We start from the raw sequence: 22,455 nt of genomic DNA, 5'->3' as shown, positions 1-22,455 counted from the left end.
GCGTTAAGACAAAAGAGCATGTTTGATAACATGAATTAAGGTGGTACCGCGTGAATAACGTCCTTATTTAAGGACGTTTTTATATTTAAAAGGAGGAAAACGATGATGTATAAAGCACCACGAGGAACAGTAGATATTTTGCCTGATAAAACAATAAAATGGCAGATGTTAGAACAATTAATTAGAACAATTTGTGCTAATTATAATGTTAAAGAAATAAGAACACCAATTTTTGAACATACTGAATTATTTAATCGTGCAGTTGGTGATACAACTGATGTTGTTAGTAAAGAAATGTATACTTTCAATGATAAAAAGGGACGCTCAATCACTTTAAGACCTGAAGGAACAGCAGGCGTAGCTAGAGCATATGTAGAAAACAAAATGTTTTCTAACCCAGATAAAATAACAAAATTATATTATATTGGACCAATGTTTAGATATGAACGTCCTCAAAATGGTAGACAACGTCAATTTCATCAATTTGGAGTAGAGATGATCGGTTATGAATCACCGTATTTAGATGTAGAATGTATGACTATGGCAGTTACTCTAGTTGAAGCATTAGGATTAAAAGGAGTAAAATTACATATTAATACATTAGGTGATGAACAAAGTAGAGAAGCTTATCGTAATGCATTAAAAGAACATTTTGCACCATATTTAGATGAATTATGCAGTGATTGTAAAAATCGTTTTGAAACAAACCCTTTACGTATTTTAGACTGTAAAGTAGACTGTGATCATCCATCAATGAAAAATGCACCAAAGACAATTGATTATTTAAGTGAAACAGCTAAAGAACATTTTAATAAAGTATGCGAATTATTGGATGATTTAGAAATTGAATATGAATTAGATACAAATTTAGTAAGAGGATTAGATTATTATTGTCACACTGTCTTTGAAGTTATTTCTGATGATCCTCGTTTAGGAGCTGGTTCAACAGTTGGTGGCGGTGGTCGCTATAATGGTTTAATTAGTGAATTAAATGGTCCAGAAGCTCCAGGGGTTGGTTTTGCTTTTGGAATGGAACGTTTATTAATTGCAATGGATGAAGAATTGAGTGAAGATGAAGGATTAGATGTTTATGTAATGCCTCTAGGAAGTAAGGCTAAAGATCTTGCTATGCAAATTACAACAATGCTAAGAGCAAATGGTTTTAGTGTTGATATGGATTATCAAGACCGTTCGTTAAAAGCCCAATTTAAAACAGTAGATCGTATGCATAGTCACTTTGCTTTGATTATCGGTGATCAAGAAGTCGAAGATGAAGTAGTAAATATTAAATGCACACATTCAAAAACACAAGATGTAGTACCGATTGAAAATATTGTAGCATATATTGAAAATCATATGGAGGGACATGATCATGAATAGAACACATAATAACGGGGAACTAAGAATAAGTGATGTAAATAAAATTGTAGAATTAAAAGGATGGGTAGCTAAGAAAAGAAATCTTGGTTCGTTAGTATTTATTGATTTACGTGATCGTCATGGCATTACGCAAATCGTTTTAAATGAAGAAATGGAAGCTTTAGCTAAAGATATTAAAAATGAATATGTAATTCATGTAGTTGGTAAAGTAATCGAACGTAGTTCAAAAAATCCAAATATGCCTACTGGTGATATTGAAATTGAAGCTAGTCAAATTGATATCATTAATACTGCAAAAGTAACGCCAATTTATACAAGTGATGATACTGATGCAAGCGAAGATGCAAGAATGCAATATCGTTATTTAGATCTTAGAAGACCAGTAATGCAAAATAAAATTATTACACGTCATAAAATAACTCGTAGTATTCGTGATTTTTTAGATAATCATGATTTTATTGATATTGAAACACCATATTTAAATCGTTCTACTCCTGAAGGTGCTAGAGACTTTTTAGTTCCTTCAAGGGTACATAATGGTTCATTTTATGCTTTACCACAATCACCTCAATTATTTAAACAATTGTTAATGGTTTCTGGATTTGAGCGTTATTATCAAATTGCACGTTGTTTTAGAGATGAAGATTTACGTTTAGATCGTCAGCCAGAATTTACTCAAGTAGACGTGGAAATGAGTTTCATGACAACAGATGAAATTATTACTCTTGGCGAACAATTAATTGCTAAAGTGATGAATGATGTAAAAGGAATTGATTTAAAATTACCACTTCCTCGAATGACATGGCATGAAGCAATGGAAAAATATGGGATTGATAAACCAGATATTCGTTTTGGTTTAGAACTAGTTAATTTAAACGAAGTTGTCAAAGATGTAGATTTCATGGTATTTAAAAGTGCTTTGGAAGCAAATGGACATGTTAAAGGAATAAATGTTAAAGGAGAAGCCAATAATTTTTCTCGTAAAGCAATTGATAAATTAACAGATATTGTTAAAACATATAAAGCTAAAGGATTAGCATGGTTAAAAGTTAAAGATGGAAAAGCTGAAGGACCAATTGCTAAATTCTTTAGTGATGAACAAATGATACGTTTACTAACAGCAATGGATGCTAGTGATGGTGATTTATTATTATTTGTAAGTGATGCTAAATATAATGTTGTTTGTGATGCTTTAGCAGCACTTAGAAATCATTTAGGTAAAGAATTAAAATTATATCGTCAAGATGAATATGCATTTTTATGGGTCGTTGATTTCCCAATGTTTGAATATGATGAAGAAACAAAACGCTATTATGCAGTTCATCACCCATTTACTCGTCCAAAAGATAGCGATCTTGATAAAATTGAAAATGATCCTGCTAACTGTTTAGCAGATGCCTATGACATTGTTTTAAACGGATTTGAGTTAGGTGGCGGTTCACAACGTATTTATGAACAAGAATTACAAGAAAGGGCTTTTAGAGCATTAGGTTTCACACAAGAAAGAATCAATAGTCAATTTGGTTGGTTTGTTGAAGCATTCCAATATGGAACACCACCACATGGAGGATTTGCTTTAGGATTAGATCGTCTGGCAATGATTTTAACTAATAGTGAAAATATTCGTGAAGTAATTGCATTTCCTAAAAATGCTAGTGCTGTATGTCCAATGTCTAAAGCTCCAGGTAAAGTTGATAAAGAACAATTAGATGAACTTAAAATTGCGGTGATTGAAGATGAATAAAGAAAGAATTGATGGTGTTATAGCTAATATGAAGGAAGCTGGTCTTGATTATTTATTGATCAGCGAACCTTCATCAATTGATTATTTAATTGATTATATTAATAATCCTGGTGAAAGAATGTATGTTTTAATGCTAGGAACTAAAGGTGATCATAAGTTATTTTTTAATAAATTGTTTTTTGTCGATAAAGATTTAGGGATAGATATTGTTTGGCATAGTGATGTAGATGATGCTACACAAACAATTGTTGATAATTTAAAAGATGCTAAAAAAATAGGTGTAGATAAGCATTGGAGTGCTAACTTCTTACTTGATTTAATGGAAAAATTGCCAGATGTTAAATTTATTAATGGTTCAAAATGTGTTGATTATAAAAGAATGGTCAAAGATGATCATGAGCAACAATTAATGATTGAAGCTAGTCGTATTAATGATCAAGCCATTCATGAAGTGATTCATCAAGTATCTTTGGGACTTTCAGAACTTGAAGTAGCTGCAAAATTAGGCGATATTTATAGTAAATTTGGTGGAGAAGGTAATAGTTTTGATGCTATTATTGCCTACGGTGCCAATGGTGCTAATCCCCATCATGAAAATGATGCTAGTCGCTTAAAACCTGGAGATAGTATCATTATTGATATGGGATGTAAGTATCAAGGATATTGTTCAGATATGACAAGAACAGTATTTTATAAAGAAGTCAGTCAAGAAGCTAAAGAAGTTTATGAATTAGTTAAAGCTGCTAATGAAGCAGCTGAAGCTATGATTAAACCAGGTGTAAGACTTTGTGATATTGATAAAACTGCTCGTGATTTGATTACTAAAGCTGGTTATGGAAAAGAATTTAATCATCGTTTAGGACATTTTATTGGGAAAGATGTTCATGAATATGGCGATGTTTCTGTAAACTTTGATTTAGAAGTTCAAGAGGGAATGGTTTTTTCAATTGAACCAGGGGTATATTTACCAGGTAAATTCGGTGTAAGAATTGAGGATTTAGTTTTAGTTACTAAAGATGGATGTAAGGTTTTAAATAGTTATACTAAAGATTTGATTGTAATTTAGTTTTTGTGATAAAATGATGGCGAGGTGACATAAATGTATTATTTTATAGGAATAAAAGGTTCAGGAATGGCACCACTTGCAGAAATTCTTCATGAACTTGGAAATGATGTTTGTGGTAGTGATATTGATAAATATATTTTTATCGAAGAAGAGTTGAAAAAGAGAAATATTCCGATTTATTCTTTTGATGCTGATAATATTAAAGATGGTTATACTGTTATTATTGGAAATGCTTTTAGTGATGATCACGTAGAAGTAAAAGCGGCATTAGCTAATCCGACAGTTAAATGTTATCGTTATTTTGAGTTTTTAGGAAAATTTATGGAAAACTTTATTTCAATTAGTATTGCAGGAACTCATGGTAAAACAACAACAACTGGAATGGCTTATCATTTGTTTGAAGATTTTGATAAAACTACAGTATTAATTGGCGATGGAACTGGTCATGCATGTAAAGACAGTAAATATTTTATTGCTGAATCATGTGAGTTTCAGGATCATTTTTTACATTATTATCCTAATTATGCAATCATTAATAATATTGAATTAGATCATGTTGATTATTTTGGTAATTTAGAGCGTTATATCGAGTCATTTGAAAAATTTGCTAATCAAGTAAAAGATACCGTAATTGTTTGGGGTGATGATCCAAATATTAAAAAAATAAATTTTGAAAAAAGAGTTATGAGATTTGGTTTAAATGACTATAATGACGTTAGAGCGGTAAATGTAATTGAGAATAATTTAGGTTTTTCCTTTGATGTATATATTCATAATGAATTATTTGGGCACTTTAATTTACCGTTCTTTGGTAATCATATGCTTTATAACTCACTTGCAATTATTACACTTGGCTATTTAGAAAATATGGATAGTGAATACATTCAAGATAAATTATCAACTTTCCAAGGAACAAAACGTCGTTATAGTGTAACCGAAGTTGGTAATAATATTTATGTAGATGATTATGCTCATCATCCAACTGCAATTAAATATGTGATTGAAGCTACTAGAGTTAGATATCCTGGTAAAAAAATCGTTGCAGTTTTTAAACCAGATCGTTTTTCACGCGGAGCAAGGTTTGCAGTAGAATTTGCACGTGCTATGGATTTAGCTGATTATCCATATTTTTGTCCATTTCCAGAAAATGCTGTTAAAGAAGAGGGGATTGACATTGATATTTATGACATAGCTAAAAATTTACCAAGGGCAAAGGTTATCAATGAAGATCAAGAAGCAGCTAAAGAGTTAGCTCAATATGATGATGTCGTATTCTTGTTTATGTCGAGCAAAGATATTTATAAACTGGAAGAAAAAGTTATCGCAATAAAAAATTCTATATAAGTATTTAAGATTGTGGTATAATATGAATTAGAAAGTCGAGGTAAAGTTATGACTGCTTTAGATATTTGTTACTGTGTTTTGATTTTGTCAGGGGCTTTTGCTTTAGTTTGTTTAGGTATTTTATTACTTCGTAGTTCAATTACAGTCAAACAAATTGGTAATACCGTAGAAATGGCTCAAAATACAATTAATAAAGCTGAAAAGATCATGGATGATATTTCTTATAAGTTAAGATTATTGAATGCTCCAGTAGAATCAATTGCACGTTTTTTTGACCCTAAACGTCCTAGATTTAGTTTGATTGGAACAATTATTAGTTTTTTTAAAAAGAAATTTTAGAAAGGTGAGATTATTATGAAAATTGGAAAATTTATTGCAGGTGTAGGTATTGGAACAGTAATCGGTATGTTATTAGCACCAAAAAAAGGTAGTGAATTGAGACAAAATCTTAAAGATAAATCTCAAGAGTTGTATGATAAAGCTCAAAATATGACAAAAGAAGATATCGAAACATTAGTTAATAATACAATTGAAGAAATCAAACAATCAATCGAAGAATTTGATTTAGAAGAATTTAAGGAAACAACAGGAGCTAAATTATCTAATTTAAAAGATAAATTAGAACAATTAGCTAACTCAATTAAATCAAGTGATGAATATGCAAATTTTAAAGAAGCGGTTAATAAAGTTAGTACAGATTTAACTAGTACGATAAGTGAAATCAAGACAAAAATTCAAGACAAAGATTTTGATGCAGTAAAAAAACTAGATGATGCAATGGATGATATCGAAGATGAATTAGATATTATCATTGAGGATTTAAAAGATTAATGAAAAAGGTTACGATTTATGATGTTGCAAGAGAAGCCGGCGTTTCTCTTGCGACTGTTTCTCGAGTAATTAATGGTTCTAGTGTTGTTCGAGATAAAACAAAACAAAAAGTCTTGGAAGTTATTGAGCGCTTAGATTTTAAACCTAACGATATTGCACGAGGACTAGCCACAAGTAAAACAACAACAATTGCGATTGTTTTTCCTCAATCATTATTTGCTCATGTAAAAAATATGATTGGTGGTATTGGTGATACTGGAAGACATTTAGATTATAATATCAATATGTACACTACTGATGATATTGGTGATGAAAATACAGTTGCTGATATTACAGAACGTTTGGTTAAATCTAGAGTAGATGGTGTTATTTTATTTAATAATGAAAATATTGATGAAATGATTGAATCAATTGTTAAATATAAATTACCAATTGTAGTAATTGGTAAAAAGATATCTGATGATAATATTGGATCTATTTATATCGATGTAAAAAAAGCAGCTGAAGAAATAGTTGATCGTTATTTAGCTAAAGGAAAAGATGATATTGTTTATATTTTACCAAAGCAGAATTTAATCAAGAGTGATGAAATTATTGAAGGAATAAAAGAAACATATAAAAAATATGATAAGGTTTTTACAACAAACCAAATTCTTACTAGTTCAAGTCATTATGAAAATACATATCCCTACTTTGTAGAATACTTTAAGAATCATAAACATGATTTGGTATTTTGTGGGTATGACAAAGATGGTGTAGCAGTAATTAATGCAGCTCAGGAAAATGGAATTAAAATTCCTGAAGAAATGGAAGTTGTAGGGATGTTGAATACTAGTTATTCAATTATGTGTAAACCTACTTTATCGTCTTTAAATGTGCCTGTATATGATATGGGGGCACTTGCAGTTCGTTTGTTGACTAAATTTTTACATGATGAAAAAATTGAGTCAAAAGAAATTGCTGTAAGACACATGTTTATTAAACGTAATTCTACCAATGAATAGAAAAGTTTCTATTCATTTTTTTTTGAGGTAAATACTTATGAAAGAAATAAGAAAAATAAAAGCAGTAGCTGTGGGATATGAAGAAAGAAAGGGCGTGATAATTTAAAAATAACGGAGGATAAAAATAATGAATGATTATATACAAAACCCAAATGAAATTTTTTTAAATGACTGTAAAACATCATGTTTTATAAAAAATGTTGTAAAAGCATCAAATATTATCATCGGTGACTATACATATTATGATGATATTGAGGATCCAATTAAATTTGAACAAAATAATGTTCTTTTCAATTATCCCGAATTTGGTGATAAATTAATTATTGATAAATTTTGCTCAATTGCATCTAAAACAAAATTTATTATGGGGCTAGCTAATCATCGAATTAGTAGTGTAACAACATACCCATTTAATGTTTTTGGAGGTTTATGGAATAAAAATACACCTGAACATTTATCACAGTTGCCATTTAAAGGAGACATTGTTATTGGTAATGATGTCTGGATTGGAAGAGAAAGTGTGATTATGCCAGGTGTTAAAATTGGTGATGGAGCAATAATTGGTGCTTATTCAGTAGTAACAAAAAATGTTGAACCATATAGTGTTGTTGGTGGAAATCCAGCTAAACTTATTAAAAAACGTTTTGATGATGAATTAATTGAAATATTATTGAAAGTAAAATGGTGGGATTTTGAACCTGAAAAATTAGTAGAATTTTTACCATTATTGTGTGACCCTGATTTAAAAAAAGTGAAAAAAGTATTTAAGGAATATTTAAATAATAAATAATTATTTATCTAAGATGTAAAGGTGATAAAAATATTGACTTAAATAAAATTTTTTGAAATAAATATTATGATACTATAATATAAGGTGATAGGATGAAAATTATTAATGGAGATTTATATATAGATCAAGTAGAAGAATTAATCTATGAATATACAGAATATTTGAATCGTGATTTATTATTTCAAAATCTTGATGAGGAATTGGCTGATCTTGCAAAAAAGTATACTGATCCTAATGGTAGACTACTTGTATGTATTGAAAATAATAAAGTAGTAGGGATGGTTGCTTATCATCGTTATGATAATAATTGTTGTGAAATGAAAAGATTGTATGTAAAAAATAAATATCGAGGTCAAAAAATTGGAGAAAAGATGGTAAGAGAATTATTAAAACTTGCTAAAAATGATGGCTACAAGGAAATGGTTTTAGATACGATCAAACCATTACAAGAAGCAATTCATTTATATAAAAAGCTAGGTTTTCAAGAATGTGATGCCTATTATTATAATCCAATGGAAGATGTAATTTATATGAAAAAAGAATTATAATTTTTGAGTTGACCATTAAAGATGGATTATTGACTTATTTTTGGTTTTAGAATATAATCCCGTCTTTGACAGTTGTAAATATAAAAAAATCCATAAAGTATTGAATATATCAGCACTTTTTGGATTTTTTCTTTTGTATTGAATATGCGTAAATTATCTGATTTTCGTATTTTTTATTATATTTCTCATTTTTTTCTTTCCAATTATCTCATAATCCGTTCTAAAACCGAACAGCTGATGAAGTTCATCCGTTATCTGTGTTCTTTTATATGCTGGTATATAACCGTTATACTGGGTATCTATCACTTCCATTTCTCTTAGTGTTTTCAATATTTCATTTACTGTGTATTTATTTTCCAGTTTATCTGCCAATAGCCTATAAATGATCAATGAAATAAAACATGTGAGAAAATGCGCCTTGATTCTTTCTTTGTTCTGTAAATATACCGGTCTTGCTTTGAAATCTGTTTTCATGATTCTGAAGCATTCCTCTATCTGCCATCTTCTTTCTGAAACCTTGATGATCTCATTTACATTGTCATCTTCAAGATTTGTAGTAATGGCATAAAATCCATCATACATCTCTTCTTCATGAATTTTTTCGTGATTTAATGCAAAATATTCTTCTATGATTTCACCGTTTTTGTCAGTTGTATGTTTTTCAATAAATCTTGCAGGATCATTTGGATTCTTTCTGTTCTTTTTCAATTTTCCTTTTTTATTTATCATCCTGCTTGCGCGTTCGATCTGCCTGTTTCTTATTTTCTTTTGATAGCTTGCATATTTAGGTGAATATGTAATGATAAGTCTTTCCTCTAAAGGACTTTCCAAGGGCATTTCCTTATAGAATATCCTGTTTTGGTTTTTCTCGTCGCTGAAATCGATCTCATCAATATTGATCCTATGACTGTTTTCAACACCGATTTCATAGAAACCGCTATGTTTTAATGCAACTTCCCTGTCATCCTTTTTGAGTTTCTTCAGTGACTGAGTGATGATATATGCTCTATCCTGTATGCTGTTGAATTTCTTGTTGGTTTTAGAGGCAAGACCGGCATCACTGCAGTAAATGAATTTTGAAAGTTCAAAATCCTTGATAATTCTTTCTTCAAGAGGCTTCAAGGTTGTCTGTTCGTTCCTGTTTCCTTCATATAGATCAAAAGCCAATGGAATACCATCTCCATCCATCATAAGTCCCATACCTACAACTGGATTAGGTCTATTTTCTTTGCTTTTACCATATTTTCTGAAATCATCATCATCTTCAATTTCAAAATAGTAATTAGTGCAGTCATAATATAATGCACCGGTATTTCTTGTTTTTATAAAATGGCTGTTTTTATAGAGTTCAGACTGAATATAGTCAGATTCTTCTGCCAGTACAGACAGAGCCCGATAAACATCGTGAAGCTCATATTTAGTTTTTTCTAACAGAGTCGAAGAAAACTCATAAGAAGAACGCTTGCTTGAAGGACATAGAATCCTTGAATAAATCAGATCAGAAAGAACAGCATTGATATCATAGCTGAACTGGTGCCGGTTTTTTATATTCCTGCAGATATTATCGAGGCGGAGCTGATAATAAATATACTGAAGAAAAAGGTAGCCGCAGTTAAATTTTCTTTGAACGTCCTTATCGATGATTCTGGTAGGGACAAAGGGGATGATAGTATCCTGATTGATGTCATTGTCTTTGACAGTCAGTTCCTTAGCATAATTCTTTGCCCAGGTAATGACTTCATCTCTGGACATGTTTTTTTCAGAACAGAGATCTTCGATCTTACCAAGCTTTTGATAAATTTTAGTAGTACGGGAACCATTATTATAAATATCCCTGATAATATAGATAAATTCATGATTTTTAGATTTGGAAATATTGATACGCATAAAAGACCTCCAAAATATATAAATATTATAACACAAGATACGAAAAAATACGATATAAAATAACAAAAAAGTTGACAAAAAAATAAAGCATCTATCAATGCTTTTTGAATTTTTTTCAATTATGACTGTCAAACTCCCGAGTAGTAGGGATGGTTGCTTATCATCGTTATGATAATAATTGTTGTGAAATGAAAAGATTGTATGTAAAAAATAAATATCGAGGTCAAAAAATTGGAGAAAAGATGGTAAGAGAATTATTAAAACTTGCTAAAAATGATGGCTACAAGGAAATGGTTTTAGATACGATCAAACCATTACAAGAAGCAATTCATTTATATAAAAAGCTAGGTTTTCAAGAATGTGATGCCTATTATTATAATCCAATGGAAGATGTAATTTATATGAAAAAAGAATTATAATTTTTGAGTTGACCATTAAAGATGGATTATTGACTTATTTTTGGTTTTAGAATATAATCAATTATGACGTTGAAGGAAAATAGTAGTCAAAATAGGCATTTAAGAGACCTTGTGGTTGGTGTAAACAAGGATGTACTACTGATGAATACACTCTGGAGTTTCTAGATGAAAAGTCTAGACGGGTAATACCGTTATCTATTTTGAAAGTGCATGTTATAAACATGAATAAAGGTGGTACCGCGAGATTTCGTCCTTTAAGATGAAGTCTTTTTTATTTATATGGAGGATAGGAAATGAAGATTTATGATGAATTAGTATGGCGTGGGCTAATTAAGGACGTTAGTTCACCAGATTTAGAAGAGAAATTAAATAATGGGGGAATGACTTTTTATATTGGAACTGATCCTACTGGAGATAGTTTACATATTGGACATTTTTCATCTTTTTTAATTTCTAAACGTTTAAAAGATGCTGGACATAATCCAATTTTATTAGTTGGTGGTGCAACAGGTTTAATTGGTGATCCAAAGCCAGATACTGAAAGACCGATGATTACTAAAGAAACAGTAGAACATAATTTTAATTGTCTAAAAAAACAAGCACAAGATATTTTTGGATTTGAAGTTGTAAATAACTTTGATTGGTCAAAAGATCTTAATTTTATTGATTTTTTAAGAGACTATGGTAAATATTTCAATGTTAATTATATGCTTAACAAAGATATTGTAAAACGTCGTTTAGATGCAGGAATCACATATACAGAATTTTCATATATGATCATGCAAGCTATGGATTTTGAATGGCTTTATAATAACAAAAATTGTGTAATGCAAGTTGCTGGTCAAGATCAATGGGGTAATATTACGGCAGGAATTGAATTAATTAGAAAAAAAGATGGTAAAGAAGCTTATGGTTTCACAATGCCATTATTAACTAAGAGTGATGGAACTAAATTTGGTAAAACAAATGGTAAAGCTATTTGGTTAGACAAAGAAAAAACATCACCATATGAGATGTATCAATTCTTTATTAACTCAGAAGATGAGAAAGTAATTGATTACTTAAAATTCTTAACATTTTTAACGCCAGAAGAAATCATGGAATTAGAAGAAAAAAATAAAACACAACCACATTTAAGAGAAGCTCATCAAGCATTAGCTCGTGAAGTAATTACTTTCTTACATGGTAAAGAAGCATACGAAGAAGCACAAAATATTTCTAAAATGTTATTTTCAGGACAAATTCAATCACTTACATTAGATCAAGTAAAAGTATGTTTTGAAGGAGTAGCAAGTGTTGATGTAAATGAAGATTTAAATATTTTAGATGCTTTAATCACTTGTGGTGGAGCAAAAAGTAAACGCGAAGCTAGAGAATTTGTAAACGGTGGTTCTGTTTTAATTAATGGTGAAAGAATCAAAGATGTTGACTTTGTTGTAAAAAAAGAAAATGCTTTTGGAAATGAAGCTACTGTAATACGTCGTGGTAAAAAGAATTATTTTGTAATTAAACATGTTTAAAAATAAATTAGTTAAAATATAATTATTGAAAAAAGGGTATTTCATATAAGAAAGTACCCTTTTTACATATATAAATATGATGAAAAAATTATACTATTTGTTGCTATAAATTAAAGATGTATGCTAAGTCTTAAAATCGTTTCATCTTTTATTTGAATCTATTTAATGAATTCAATATTAGAAAGCAGATATATATTTAGTTTATACCTAACTACCTATATCTTTGTTATTTAATATGTGAAGGTCTGGAAAATATAAAAATAGTTTTTAACCTTGTAAACATACATTCTATTTTATGCTAAATTTCAGTTGCTTTGTTCGTTTATTATTAGGAATTTTTTACTATTGTCAATTATTGTTATTTTTGTGAATTTTTTAATTTTATTATAGATATACTAATTTGTTTACATTCTATATCACTCATGTTGTTTATCAGCCGTTTACAGTTGACTAATATTTTTTATATTTGGATAGATTAATAGAAGTTGTATTTTATCTTATTTTAAAGTATGTTTTTGCAAAGATTTAAAATGGCAATTAAAAAAAACAAAATAATACGATTCTTAAAAATAAGTAATTACTAAAAGAATCGTATTTTATAAAGAAGTTATTAAATTGATAATTGTTATTTTTTACGAGGAGTCTTTTTCCATAACATCGTATTTTTTTCATTAGTTAAACTAGTAAGCAAGTTATTTTTAGCTTGAGGGTATTTTTTATACAAATCATTTAATAATTGTTTAAACTCCTCACGTTTAGTATGTTTATCAGCTGGACAAGTTGATTCAACGATAGGAATATTTGCTTCTTTTACTGCTGCAACGATGTCAGATTCGTAAGCATATACTAAAGGACGAATAAAATTCATATCAGTTCTACTTAAATACATCTTTGGTGTAAATGTTGCAATTTTACCACCATAAACCATATTCATAAATAAAGTTTCTACAGCATCATCACCATGATGAGCAAAAGCAACTTTATTACAACCATATTTCTTTGCTCCATCAATAACTAAAGCTTTTTTAAATTTTGAACATAGTGAACATTGTAATCTACCATCATCGGTTTTATTTAATTTAAGGATTTCATAAACATCACTAGGTTCATGATAAAGTTCAATTTCATTCTTTCTACAAAAAGCATCAACTTCACTAAAATCCATATTAGGAAATCCCATTTCAACATGAACACCAACAACATCAAATTTAACATCAGCAAATTTTTTATAAAGAGATAAACAGTATAATAATAGTACTGAATCTTTTCCTCCAGAAACACCCACACAAATTTTATCATTATCTTGGATCATATCAAATTCCTGATCAGCTTTACGAATACATCCTAATACTTTTTTCATTGTCATATTAATCACCTCCATCATTCTACAAAATTCTTTTATTAAAGTAAAGATGTTTGCAATTTATTATAATCCTATGTAAAATGTTTAAAGGTGATAATATGGATGGAATAATATTAATAAATAAACCTAGTGGCATGACTAGTCATGATGTTGTTAATAAATTAAGAAAGATTTTAAAAACAAAAAAAGTTGGACATTGTGGTACTTTAGATCCTGATGCTACAGGAGTATTAGTTGTTTGTGTAAATAAAGCAACAAAAGTTTTACAGTTTTTAACAAGTGATAGTAAAGAATATATTGCAACTCTATCTTTAGGAACAAGTACTGATACTTATGATGCTAGTGGTAAAGTTTTAGAAAAGAAAGAATATAGTGGTTTAGATAAACAAGTAATTATTGATTGTTTTAATAATTTTGTAGGTAAGCAAATACAAAAACCACCTATTTATTCAGCAATTAAAGTTAATGGTAAAAAATTGTATGAATATGCAAGAAATGGTGAAGAAGTAGAAATTCCTACAAGAGAAGTTGAAATTAATTATCTTGAAATTATGGATATAAAAGATAATTTAATTAAGTTTAAAGTTGGTTGTTCTAAAGGAACGTATATTCGTTCGTTATGTTTTGATTTGGCTAAAGCATTAGGTTATCCTGGTCATATGCAAGATTTAATAAGAACTAAATCAGGTAATTTTAGTATTGAAAAATGTTATACATTAGAGCAGATTGAAAATGGTGATTTTGAATATCTTAGTTTAGAAGAAGCATTAAATAGTTATAGAAAAATTGTTATTGAAAATGAAAAAATTGTTTATCATGGTAAAAAGATTAAATCTGATATCGATGAACAAGTAGTTATTTGTAATAAAAACAACCAAGTATTGGCTATGTATGGACCTGATGGTAATGGGTATTTGAAAAATATTAGAGGACTATGGTAATGGAAATAATTTATTTAAATAAAGAATGTAATGATGATTTAAAGGATAGTTGTGTTGCATTAGGTTTTTTTGATGGGATGCACTTAGGACATCAAAAATTAGTAGAGAAAGTTATTGAAGTCGCTAATAAAAAAAATTTAAAAAAAGCATTATTGACATTTGATCAACATCCTAAGTCTTATCTTGCAAATGTTTCGTTTAAAGAATTAATGAGTTTAGATGATAAAGCGATGTTTTTAGAAGAATATGGCTTTGATTATTTGTTTGTATTAAAATTTGATTTTGAACTAGCAAGTATGAGAGCACTTGATTTTATTAATGAATTTATTGTTAAAACGAATATTAAACATATAATTTGTGGTTTTGATTTTCATTTTGGAAAAAATGGAGAAGGTAATTTTGAAACATTAATACAAAATGAAAAAAATAATTATGAAGTATCTGTAATCAAAAAACAAGAATATAATCATCATAAAATCTCTTCATCATATTTAAAAGAAGCATTAACAAATGGTAATGTTGAATTAGTTGAAAAATTATTGGGAAGATATTATTGTGTTAGTGGAAAAGTTGTTCATGGTTTGAAAAATGGACGTAAGATAGGTTTTCCAACTGTTAATATTGATGCAAATAATTATTTTTTACCTAAAAATGGGGTATACGGCGTTATTATTGTAATTGATGGTAAAAGATATTTAGGAATGGCTAATCTTGGTTATAATCCAACTTTTAATGTTTTAACAAAAGTATCTTTAGAAGTTAATATTTTTGATTTTGATCAAGATGTTTATGGTAAATATGTAACAGTGTTCTTTATTAAAAAAATTCGTTATGAAAAAAGATTTAATTCAATTGATGAATTAATTAATCAATTGAATCAAGATCGTAAGCAAATAAAAAATGAAATCCAGCTTATAAATGAATAATAAATGTTCATAATATAAGTGGTGATTTAATGATTTATATATGGCTTGTTTTTGCTAGTTTTATTTGGGGGATAAATGTTTTAGTAATGCGTTATATGCTTGTTTATACGTCTTCTATTTTTTTAGCAGCATTAAAGGTTTTATTATCATTGATCGTTATTTTTGTGATTATGAAAATTAAACATATTTCATTTAAACATGATCAATGGCCATTAGCATTAAAAGTTTCAATAGTATCGATTAGTCTTAATTTTATTTTAACTTTTAGTGGCTTAAATTTAATTGCTGGTAGTTCAAATGCCATAATCAATGCTTTGGCACCAATTGTAACAGTAGCACTTGGAATGCTTGTTTATCATTTAAAAATAAATAAACATCAAAAAATTGCTTTAATACTTGGATTAAGTGCTTTTATCATTTCATTAGAATTTAATTTTAATTTATTGAATATTGGCTATTTAATGGTGTTTTTTGGTGTAGTTTTATATTGTTATGGTAATTTATTGATGCAACATGAATGTAATAAAGAAGATAATTTAGCGTTTAATTTCCAATATTTATTACTGGGATTTATTGAATTATTTATAGTAAATTTATTTACTTTAAAGACTAATAATCTAAATGATATTTCATTAGTGTTATGGATTTTATTTATATTGTTTTCTGGTGTTGGTTTTGCTTTGATTCAATTAATTTATTTTAAAGCCGTACATGAAATAGGTAGTGTAAAAACAAGTTTTTTATTAGGTTTGAATCCCGTATTTACATATATAGGAGCTTTGTTTTTAGGTGAAAAGTTTAATTTATATAAGTTTATCGCTATGGTAATTATGGTAATAGCAATGATTAAAGCAAATAAAAAAGATAGTTTAGAAAACTAACTATCTTGATAATATTTAATTAATGCTTGAGTACCTAAATTATCATAGCCTTTTTCTTGTAATGTTTTAAACATTTTTAAAACATCATTTAAAACTGGTAAATCAAGGTTATTATGATTAGCTTCATTTTTAGCGATATCCATATCTTTGATAAAATGCTTAATATAAAATCCTGGTTCAAAATCATCTTTTAACATTTTATAACCATTATTGCTCATTTGCCAAGAACCAGCTGCTCCATTAGAAATACAATCAAGGACTAATTGACAATCTAAATTAGCTTTTTTAGCATAACTAATGGCTTCACAAACACTAGCTAATGTTCCGGCAATAGCAATTTGATTAGCCATTTTAGCATGTTGACCACTGCCAGCATTTCCAACATAATTAATATTTGTTCCTAAAACATTTAATACAGGTTTGATTTTTTCAAAAATTTTTTTATCACCACCAACCATAATTGATAAAGTTCCCTTTAATGCACCAATATCTCCCCCAGAAACTGGAGCATCTAAACTAAATATTTGTTTATCTTTACATATTTTATAAATTTTTTGACTTAGACAAGGTGTAGATGTTGTAAAATCAATTAAAATACTATTAGGATTAACATTTTCAATAATTCCGTCACTTTCAAAATATATTTCTTCAACATCTTTAGGAAATCCTACCATAGTCATGATAATATCTTTATCTTTAACGCATTCTTTAATACTATCACACCATGTAACTTGATCAAGGATATCTAAAACTTTATCTTTTGTTCTGGTATAAATTGAAACATCATAGTTAGCTTTACATAAATTTTTAACCATTCCTTTACCCATTACACCAACACCGATAAATCCAATTTTCATCATCTTTTTTCCTCCAATAAATCATCAAATAATTTTATAATTCCTTGTTGTATTGTATCATTAATCTTTTCGGGATGCCACTGGATTCCAATAATATTGTCTTTTTCAATTGCTTCAATAACATTATCATCACTAATTGCGCTAATAGTAAAACCATCTGCTAATTTATTGATAGCTTGATGATGAAATGAATTGGTCATAAACTTTTTACCCAAATACTTTTCTAGTAAAGTATTTTTTTTAGTTTTTACTAAATGATGATAACCTGTGATATTTTCTTGAACATGATGATCAATATCTTGATATAATGTACCATTAAAAGCAACATTGATAGTTTGAATTCCCCGACAAATTCCTAAAATTGGTTTATTTTGGAGACTAAATGATTTAATTAAATCAAACTCTAATTGTTCTAAAAATGTTAATTCTTTTTTTGTTTTAGGATGTAAATTTTCATGATAGTAGCTAGGGTCAATATCTACACCTCCGGTTAGTAAAAGACCATCACAATTATCGGTTAAAAAAGATAGTGTATTTTTACAAATTGATGCAACCATGATAATATCAAGATGAACAAACATTTTAAGATAATTATGATAAATATATAAGACATTTTTATCACTATATGAACGAAGTGGAGCTAGTATTTTTTTTGACATTAAATAATTCCTCCTATCTAACTATATGAAATAATACAAAAATAATGTAAAGTATTGTAAATTCTCTTTAGACATGCTAGTTATGTTGTGGTATACTCTATTAGTAAGGTTAGTGTAAAGAGGGATGTTTAGATGAAAATTTTAGATGATTTACTAGCGAAGTTTGGTAGTCAAACAGTAATAATAGTGTGTATTTGTATTTTATTAGTTATTTTTGTAACGATAGTATATCGAATGTTTAAGTTAAAAGTGTATCGTAAAGAAATTATAGAATTAGAAAATCAAATGAATGCTGTTAAATCTTTACCGATTCAATATCGTTTAGGACGAGTAAAAGGAATTGGTAAAAATATGCCTGAAGTACTTGAAAAATATAATTTATATGTAAAAGAATTTGATGATTTAAATAGTTTTCAGACTAATGATATCGTTCCTTTGATCAATGAAATAGATGAGCAGTTATATTATCGTAAGTTAGCAGGAGCTAAAAGTAAATTATATAAATTAAAAGAAGAAATTTCAAATTATGAAACAAAATCACAAGATTTATTAAAAAGAATTGAAGTAATTACTGAAGTTGAAAATGAACAACGTCTAGAAATAATTAAAATAAAAGAAAAATATCGTGCTGCAAGTGATAATTTTGCTAATGTCCGTTTTAAAATAGAAGATTTTGTTCCAAGTATTCCTGGAATATTCAATGAAATAGATGAACGTTTTGTGGTACTTGAAGAGATGATGAATAATCAGCGTTTTGATGAAGCTAAAACATATGCAGGTAAAATTGAAAAAGATGTAGATATTTTAACAGCTAATTTACGTGATTTACCGACATATATTTCTATTGTTCGAAAATATATTCCTAAACGTTTAGAAGAAATATATGCAATTATTGAAGAGATGAAGGAAAAAGATTTTTCTATTGAAAAGTTATCTGCAGCATCAAGATATAATCAAATTGGTGATGCTTTAGAACAAACAATTCAAAATATTAAGGATTTAAAATTAGAAAATGTTGGGGCTTCAATCGAAAAAATGACTGAAGATTTGAATGATTTAACTAGTGATTTGGAGAAAGAACAGACTGCTTTTCATCAATATGAAGAAGCTCGTAATAATTGCTATCGTCATATTGAACGTTTAGATGATGGTTTGAAAAAGACAGTTAGTTCATTAGCTGAATTGCAAGAAAATTATTTATTAGCTGATTATAAGATTACTATTGCCGGAGAGTATAACAAATTTAAGCCAATCGTAGATGACTTAGCTCGATTAACTGAAATAATTGAATCAAAGAATTTTTCTTATAGTGCTTTAATTGATGAATTCAATGATTTAATTACACGTTGTCAACCTTTTGATGATGCTTTGATTAAATACAATGAACTAGAAAGTTCACTTCGCTTAGAAGAAAAAAGAGCATTAGATGAATTAGATAATATTAATATTGTTTTGTTGGAAATAAAATCCGAAATTAAAAATAAACATTTACCAATGATTAGTGAGTCATATAAAGATTATATCGATGATTCTTATCAAAAGGCAGATGAAATAATGAAATTTATTCGTCATCGACCAATCGATTTAAAAAGATTATCAGAACAAGTGGATGCTGCTAGAGATGTTATTTATAAATTATATGATAATGTACATAATTTAATTGTAACTGCAGAAATGGTTGAAGAAGCGATTATTTATGGAAATCGTTATCGTAGTTCGTTTTTAGAAGTAAATACTGAATTAACTAAAGCTGAGTTACTATTTAGAAATGGTGAGTATACTAAAGCTTTATCTACTGCTGTTGATATTATTGAAAAAATCGACCCAGGGTCATATGAGATGTTAATTAATAAAAACACAAAGTCAGAGTAGGACTTTGTGTTTTAATTGCATATAATAAAAAGGAGGGGTTTTATGATATATTTGGATTATGTTGCAACAACACCGCTTAGACCAGAAGTTTTAACAACATATAATAATTTATTAGAGAAGTATTTTTTTAATGCTTATTCAATATATGATAAAGGAATTGAAGTTAATCGTTTAATGGAACATTCACGTAAATTGATTAGTGAGATGCTTAAAGTTAAAGAAGATGAATTGATTTTTACTAGTTGTGGTAGTGAATCTAATAATTTAGCGATTAAAGGTGTTGCTTTTCAGTATCAAAACCGTGGTAAACATATTATTACAACAGCAATTGAACATTCCTCAGTTTATGAAACATGTAAGGAATTAGAAAAGACTTTTGGATTTGAAGTTACTTATTTAAAAGTTGATCAAAAAGGGCGTATTTCTTTACAAGAATTACAGGATAGTATTCGTGATGATACAATTTTGGTATCAATTATGTATGTAAATAATGAAATTGGAGTAATTAATCCAATTGAAGAAATTAAACAAATTGTTAAAAAATATGATAAAATAAAATTACATTTTGATATGGTACAAGCATTAGGAAAATTGCCAATAAATTTAACTGATGTTGATCTAGCTTCATTTTCTGCTCATAAAATATATGGTTTAAAAGGAAGTGGGTTATTATTTAAAAGAAGATCGACAACAATTGTGCCACTAATCAATGGAGGTCAACAAGAATTTGGTTTACGTGGTGGAACATCAAATGCTTGCAGTAATATTGTTTTTGCAAAAACTTTACGTCTAGCATTAGAAGATTTTGATAATAAAGCAAAACATATCAAGATGATCAATAGCTATGCAAGAAAATGTTTAAATCAAATTGAGGGAGTTATCATCAATAGTGATGAAACATGTTGTATTAGTTCAATATTGAATTTTTCTTGTCCGGGGTACAAACCAGAAGTTATTTTGCATGATTTGGAAAGTGAAGAGATATATCTTTCAACACGTAGCGCATGTTCTTCTAAAAGTGAGAATATTTCTAGAATAATGGCACAACTTAATCTTGATAAAGAAATTGCTTCAAGTGCGTTAAGAATTAGTTTTGGAGAACATACGACTATCGAAGATATTGATAAATTCTGTTATTATTTACAAGAGAGTTTAAGAAAATTAAAGAAACAGAGGTAAAAAATGGAAGCAAATTATATATTAGTTCGTTTTGGTGAGCTTACAACTAAAGGAAAAAATCGTAAATTATTTACTAATCGTCTTTTAAAAAATACAAAAGAAATATTATGTGAGTTTAAACAATTAAAATATGATTTACAGCATGATCGTATGTATGTAATTTTAAATGGAGAAGATTATGAAGCAGTTTGTAATAAATTAAAAACGGTATTTGGAATTTATTCATTTTCTGTTGCTTATAAGATAAATAAAGATTTAGATCAAGCAAAACAAGCAACATTAAAAATAATTGAAAGTAATCCAGGAACTACTTTTAAAATTAATACTAAACGTTCTGATAAAAATTTTCCTGGTAAATCTCAAGAAATCAATCGTGAAATTGCAACATATATTTTTCATCACAGTAAAAAACAATTAAAAGTAGATGTTCATCATCCGGATATTTTAGTAACAGTTGAAATTCGCTATGATGCAATTTATGTTATGGATAATATCGTTAAAGGTGCTGGTGGTTATCCAGTTGGTGTTGGTGGAAAAGCTTTATTGATGATGTCTGGAGGAATTGATTCACCAGTAGCTGGATATTTAACTTTAAAACGTGGTGTAGATATTGAATGTATTCATTTTGCTGCACCACCATATACAAATGAATTGGCTCGTGAAAAAGTTTTGGATCTAGTTGATAAACTACGTCATTATACACATGGTCAAATAAAAGTGCATATTGTTAATTTTACTAAATTACAGTTAGCAGTATATGATCATTGTGATGAAAGTTATGCAATGACAGTAATGCGTAGAATGATGTATCGAATTAGTGAAATAGTTGCTAATAAAAATCACTGTTTAGCTTTAGTAAATGGTGAAAGTATTGGTCAAGTTGCTTCGCAAACTTTAGATAGTATGCAAGTTATTAATGAGGTTGTAAAAATTCCAGTACTTCGACCAGTTTTATGTTTGGATAAGTTAGAGATTATTGATATTGCTAATGCAATTGATACTTATGAAATATCAATTCGTCCACATGAAGATTGTTGTACGATTTTCACCCCAAAAGCACCAGCAACTAAGCCAAAAAGTTATAAAGCTGAAGCGTTTGAAAAAGAATTTGATTTTGAAAAATTAATCGATGAATGTGTTGAGACAATTGAAGAAATTGTCATAAATAATAATTATAAACAAAATAATGATATTTTTTAAAAAATGATGTATAGATTTTTAATCCTGACACAAGATATATGTGT

The 22,455-nt window shown here is 28.4% G+C and carries 21 protein-coding genes and 2 other annotated features (1 of these 23 running past the window's edge); of the genes, 17 read left to right on the top strand and 4 right to left on the bottom strand.

What is annotated here, in order from left to right:
- Window positions 1-68, top strand: a binding site (T-box leader) (it extends 132 nt beyond the left edge of the window).
- Window positions 69-102: 34 nt separating this feature from the next.
- The 9 genes from hisS to NQ543_RS07835 all read left to right on the top strand — a co-directional run bounded on the left by hisS (window position 103) and on the right by NQ543_RS07835 (window position 8,707).
- A complete protein-coding gene (gene hisS, locus NQ543_RS07875) occupies window positions 103-1,380 on the top strand; it encodes a histidine--tRNA ligase (RefSeq protein ID WP_004608725.1) in 1,278 nt (425 codons plus the stop codon).
- A complete protein-coding gene (aspS, locus tag NQ543_RS07870; protein WP_004608724.1) occupies window positions 1,373-3,124 on the top strand; it encodes an aspartate--tRNA ligase in 1,752 nt (583 codons plus the stop codon). The genes hisS and aspS overlap by 8 nt, the downstream gene beginning before the upstream one ends.
- Window positions 3,117-4,190 carry a M24 family metallopeptidase gene (locus NQ543_RS07865; protein ID WP_004608723.1) on the top strand — a complete coding sequence of 358 codons (1,074 nt, stop codon included), beginning with the start codon at window positions 3,117-3,119 and terminating at the stop codon, window positions 4,188-4,190. The genes aspS and NQ543_RS07865 overlap by 8 nt, the downstream gene beginning before the upstream one ends.
- Before the next feature lie 33 nt (window positions 4,191-4,223).
- Window positions 4,224-5,534 (top strand): UDP-N-acetylmuramate--L-alanine ligase, encoded by a 1,311-nt coding sequence (locus NQ543_RS07860; protein ID WP_004608722.1) that lies wholly within the window; start codon window positions 4,224-4,226, stop codon window positions 5,532-5,534.
- 48 nt (window positions 5,535-5,582) lie between these two features.
- Window positions 5,583-5,873 (top strand): DUF948 domain-containing protein, encoded by a 291-nt coding sequence (locus NQ543_RS07855; protein WP_004608721.1) that lies wholly within the window; start codon window positions 5,583-5,585, stop codon window positions 5,871-5,873.
- Window positions 5,874-5,888: 15 nt separating this feature from the next.
- Window positions 5,889-6,365: a YtxH domain-containing protein gene (locus tag NQ543_RS07850; RefSeq protein WP_004608720.1), complete on the top strand. Its 477-nt coding sequence runs from the start codon at window positions 5,889-5,891 to the stop codon at window positions 6,363-6,365.
- Window positions 6,365-7,369 (top strand): LacI family DNA-binding transcriptional regulator, encoded by a 1,005-nt coding sequence (locus NQ543_RS07845; protein ID WP_004608719.1) that lies wholly within the window; start codon window positions 6,365-6,367, stop codon window positions 7,367-7,369. The genes NQ543_RS07850 and NQ543_RS07845 overlap by 1 nt, the downstream gene beginning before the upstream one ends.
- Window positions 7,370-7,487: 118 nt before the next feature.
- Entirely contained in the window at window positions 7,488-8,159 is a 672-nt protein-coding gene (locus tag NQ543_RS12075) for a CatB-related O-acetyltransferase (protein ID WP_418080401.1), read from the top strand.
- Window positions 8,160-8,251: 92 nt separating this feature from the next.
- Window positions 8,252-8,707 carry a GNAT family N-acetyltransferase gene (locus NQ543_RS07835; protein ID WP_004608717.1) on the top strand — a complete coding sequence of 152 codons (456 nt, stop codon included), beginning with the start codon at window positions 8,252-8,254 and terminating at the stop codon, window positions 8,705-8,707.
- A 153-nt stretch (window positions 8,708-8,860) separates the two neighbouring features.
- On the opposite strand, the gene NQ543_RS07830 is transcribed toward NQ543_RS07835, so the two are convergent.
- The gene (locus NQ543_RS07830; protein WP_004608716.1) at window positions 8,861-10,594 is read right to left on the bottom strand and encodes an IS1634 family transposase; all 1,734 of its coding nucleotides are present in this window, start codon (window positions 10,592-10,594) and stop codon (window positions 8,861-8,863) included.
- A gap of 125 nt (window positions 10,595-10,719) precedes the next feature.
- Between NQ543_RS07830 and NQ543_RS07825 the strand changes: the two genes are divergently transcribed.
- Complete coding sequence (locus NQ543_RS07825) at window positions 10,720-11,013, top strand: GNAT family N-acetyltransferase (protein WP_259935748.1); 294 nt, start codon at window positions 10,720-10,722, stop codon at window positions 11,011-11,013.
- A 60-nt stretch (window positions 11,014-11,073) separates the two neighbouring features.
- Window positions 11,074-11,271 (top strand) — a binding site (T-box leader).
- Between the two features lie 35 nt (window positions 11,272-11,306).
- Window positions 11,307-12,533: a tyrosine--tRNA ligase gene (gene tyrS, locus NQ543_RS07820; protein WP_004608714.1), complete on the top strand. Its 1,227-nt coding sequence runs from the start codon at window positions 11,307-11,309 to the stop codon at window positions 12,531-12,533.
- Window positions 12,534-13,158: 625 nt separating this feature from the next.
- Here the strand turns inward: tyrS and NQ543_RS07815 are convergent.
- On the bottom strand, window positions 13,159-13,899 hold the full coding sequence (locus tag NQ543_RS07815; RefSeq protein ID WP_039903430.1) for a PP-loop family protein: 741 nt from the start codon (window positions 13,897-13,899) through the stop codon (window positions 13,159-13,161).
- 95 nt (window positions 13,900-13,994) lie between these two features.
- On the opposite strand from NQ543_RS07815, the gene truB reads away from it, so the two are divergent.
- Genes truB through NQ543_RS07800 form a run of 3 tightly spaced genes read left to right on the top strand, consistent with a single transcriptional unit; the run spans window position 13,995 to window position 16,644 of the window.
- Window positions 13,995-14,837, top strand: a complete 843-nt coding sequence (truB, locus tag NQ543_RS07810) for a tRNA pseudouridine(55) synthase TruB (RefSeq protein ID WP_039903428.1) — start codon at window positions 13,995-13,997, stop codon at window positions 14,835-14,837.
- A complete protein-coding gene (gene ribF / locus NQ543_RS07805; RefSeq protein WP_039903427.1) occupies window positions 14,837-15,763 on the top strand; it encodes a riboflavin biosynthesis protein RibF in 927 nt (308 codons plus the stop codon). Before truB ends, ribF begins: the two co-directional genes overlap by 1 nt.
- Window positions 15,764-15,792: 29 nt before the next feature.
- Entirely contained in the window at window positions 15,793-16,644 is an 852-nt protein-coding gene (locus tag NQ543_RS07800) for a DMT family transporter (protein WP_004608710.1), read from the top strand.
- On the opposite strand, the gene NQ543_RS07795 is transcribed toward NQ543_RS07800, so the two are convergent.
- Together NQ543_RS07795 and NQ543_RS07790 are read right to left on the bottom strand one after the other, a co-directional pair.
- Complete coding sequence (locus NQ543_RS07795) at window positions 16,641-17,504, bottom strand: NAD(P)-dependent oxidoreductase (RefSeq protein WP_004608709.1); 864 nt, start codon at window positions 17,502-17,504, stop codon at window positions 16,641-16,643. The two genes, NQ543_RS07800 and NQ543_RS07795, sit on opposite strands and share 4 nt — an antisense overlap.
- The gene (locus tag NQ543_RS07790) at window positions 17,501-18,160 is read right to left on the bottom strand and encodes a gamma-glutamyl-gamma-aminobutyrate hydrolase family protein (protein ID WP_004608708.1); all 660 of its coding nucleotides are present in this window, start codon (window positions 18,158-18,160) and stop codon (window positions 17,501-17,503) included. The genes NQ543_RS07795 and NQ543_RS07790 overlap by 4 nt, the downstream gene beginning before the upstream one ends.
- A gap of 132 nt (window positions 18,161-18,292) precedes the next feature.
- Here NQ543_RS07790 and NQ543_RS07785 point away from each other — a divergent pair, with 132 nt between their 5' ends.
- The 3 genes from NQ543_RS07785 to thiI are packed head-to-tail and all read left to right on the top strand — an operon-like array spanning window position 18,293 to window position 22,411.
- A complete protein-coding gene (locus tag NQ543_RS07785; protein ID WP_004608707.1) occupies window positions 18,293-20,032 on the top strand; it encodes a septation ring formation regulator EzrA in 1,740 nt (579 codons plus the stop codon).
- Between the two features lie 42 nt (window positions 20,033-20,074).
- Window positions 20,075-21,211, top strand: coding sequence for a cysteine desulfurase family protein (locus tag NQ543_RS07780; RefSeq protein WP_004608706.1), 1,137 nt, complete (start codon window positions 20,075-20,077; stop codon window positions 21,209-21,211).
- Window positions 21,212-21,214: 3 nt separating this feature from the next.
- A complete protein-coding gene (gene thiI, locus NQ543_RS07775) occupies window positions 21,215-22,411 on the top strand; it encodes a tRNA uracil 4-sulfurtransferase ThiI (RefSeq protein ID WP_004608705.1) in 1,197 nt (398 codons plus the stop codon).
- Window positions 22,412-22,455 lie beyond the last annotated feature (44 nt).

The sequence above is a fragment of the Thomasclavelia spiroformis DSM 1552 genome (assembly GCF_025149465.1).
GTDB classification, from domain to species: Bacteria; Bacillota_I; Bacilli_A; order Erysipelotrichales; family Coprobacillaceae; genus Thomasclavelia; species Thomasclavelia spiroformis.
This window is presented reverse-complemented; position numbering and strand designations above follow the sequence as displayed.

Bases quoted from the DNA above. Each gene is read 5' to 3' on its own strand.
- NQ543_RS07860 (WP_004608722.1), top strand. From the start codon at position 4,224: ATGTATTATTTTATAGGAATAAAAGGTTCAGGAATGGCACCACTTGCA.
- truB (WP_039903428.1), top strand. From the start codon at position 13,995: ATGGATGGAATAATATTAATAAATAAACCTAGTGGCATGACTAGTCAT.
- NQ543_RS07780 (WP_004608706.1), top strand. From the start codon at position 20,075: ATGATATATTTGGATTATGTTGCAACAACACCGCTTAGACCAGAAGTT.
- tyrS (WP_004608714.1), top strand. From the start codon at position 11,307: ATGAAGATTTATGATGAATTAGTATGGCGTGGGCTAATTAAGGACGTT.
- NQ543_RS07850 (WP_004608720.1), top strand. From the start codon at position 5,889: ATGAAAATTGGAAAATTTATTGCAGGTGTAGGTATTGGAACAGTAATC.
- NQ543_RS07815 (WP_039903430.1), bottom strand. From the start codon at position 13,899: ATGACAATGAAAAAAGTATTAGGATGTATTCGTAAAGCTGATCAGGAA.
- NQ543_RS07865 (WP_004608723.1), top strand. From the start codon at position 3,117: ATGAATAAAGAAAGAATTGATGGTGTTATAGCTAATATGAAGGAAGCT.
- NQ543_RS07785 (WP_004608707.1), top strand. From the start codon at position 18,293: ATGAAAATTTTAGATGATTTACTAGCGAAGTTTGGTAGTCAAACAGTA.
- NQ543_RS07830 (WP_004608716.1), bottom strand. From the start codon at position 10,594: ATGCGTATCAATATTTCCAAATCTAAAAATCATGAATTTATCTATATT.
- NQ543_RS07795 (WP_004608709.1), bottom strand. From the start codon at position 17,504: ATGATGAAAATTGGATTTATCGGTGTTGGTGTAATGGGTAAAGGAATG.
- NQ543_RS07835 (WP_004608717.1), top strand. From the start codon at position 8,252: ATGAAAATTATTAATGGAGATTTATATATAGATCAAGTAGAAGAATTA.
- aspS (WP_004608724.1), top strand. From the start codon at position 1,373: ATGAATAGAACACATAATAACGGGGAACTAAGAATAAGTGATGTAAAT.
- NQ543_RS07800 (WP_004608710.1), top strand. From the start codon at position 15,793: ATGATTTATATATGGCTTGTTTTTGCTAGTTTTATTTGGGGGATAAAT.
- thiI (WP_004608705.1), top strand. From the start codon at position 21,215: ATGGAAGCAAATTATATATTAGTTCGTTTTGGTGAGCTTACAACTAAA.
- NQ543_RS07855 (WP_004608721.1), top strand. From the start codon at position 5,583: ATGACTGCTTTAGATATTTGTTACTGTGTTTTGATTTTGTCAGGGGCT.
- hisS (WP_004608725.1), top strand. From the start codon at position 103: ATGATGTATAAAGCACCACGAGGAACAGTAGATATTTTGCCTGATAAA.
- ribF (WP_039903427.1), top strand. From the start codon at position 14,837: ATGGAAATAATTTATTTAAATAAAGAATGTAATGATGATTTAAAGGAT.
- NQ543_RS07845 (WP_004608719.1), top strand. From the start codon at position 6,365: ATGAAAAAGGTTACGATTTATGATGTTGCAAGAGAAGCCGGCGTTTCT.
- NQ543_RS07790 (WP_004608708.1), bottom strand. From the start codon at position 18,160: ATGTCAAAAAAAATACTAGCTCCACTTCGTTCATATAGTGATAAAAAT.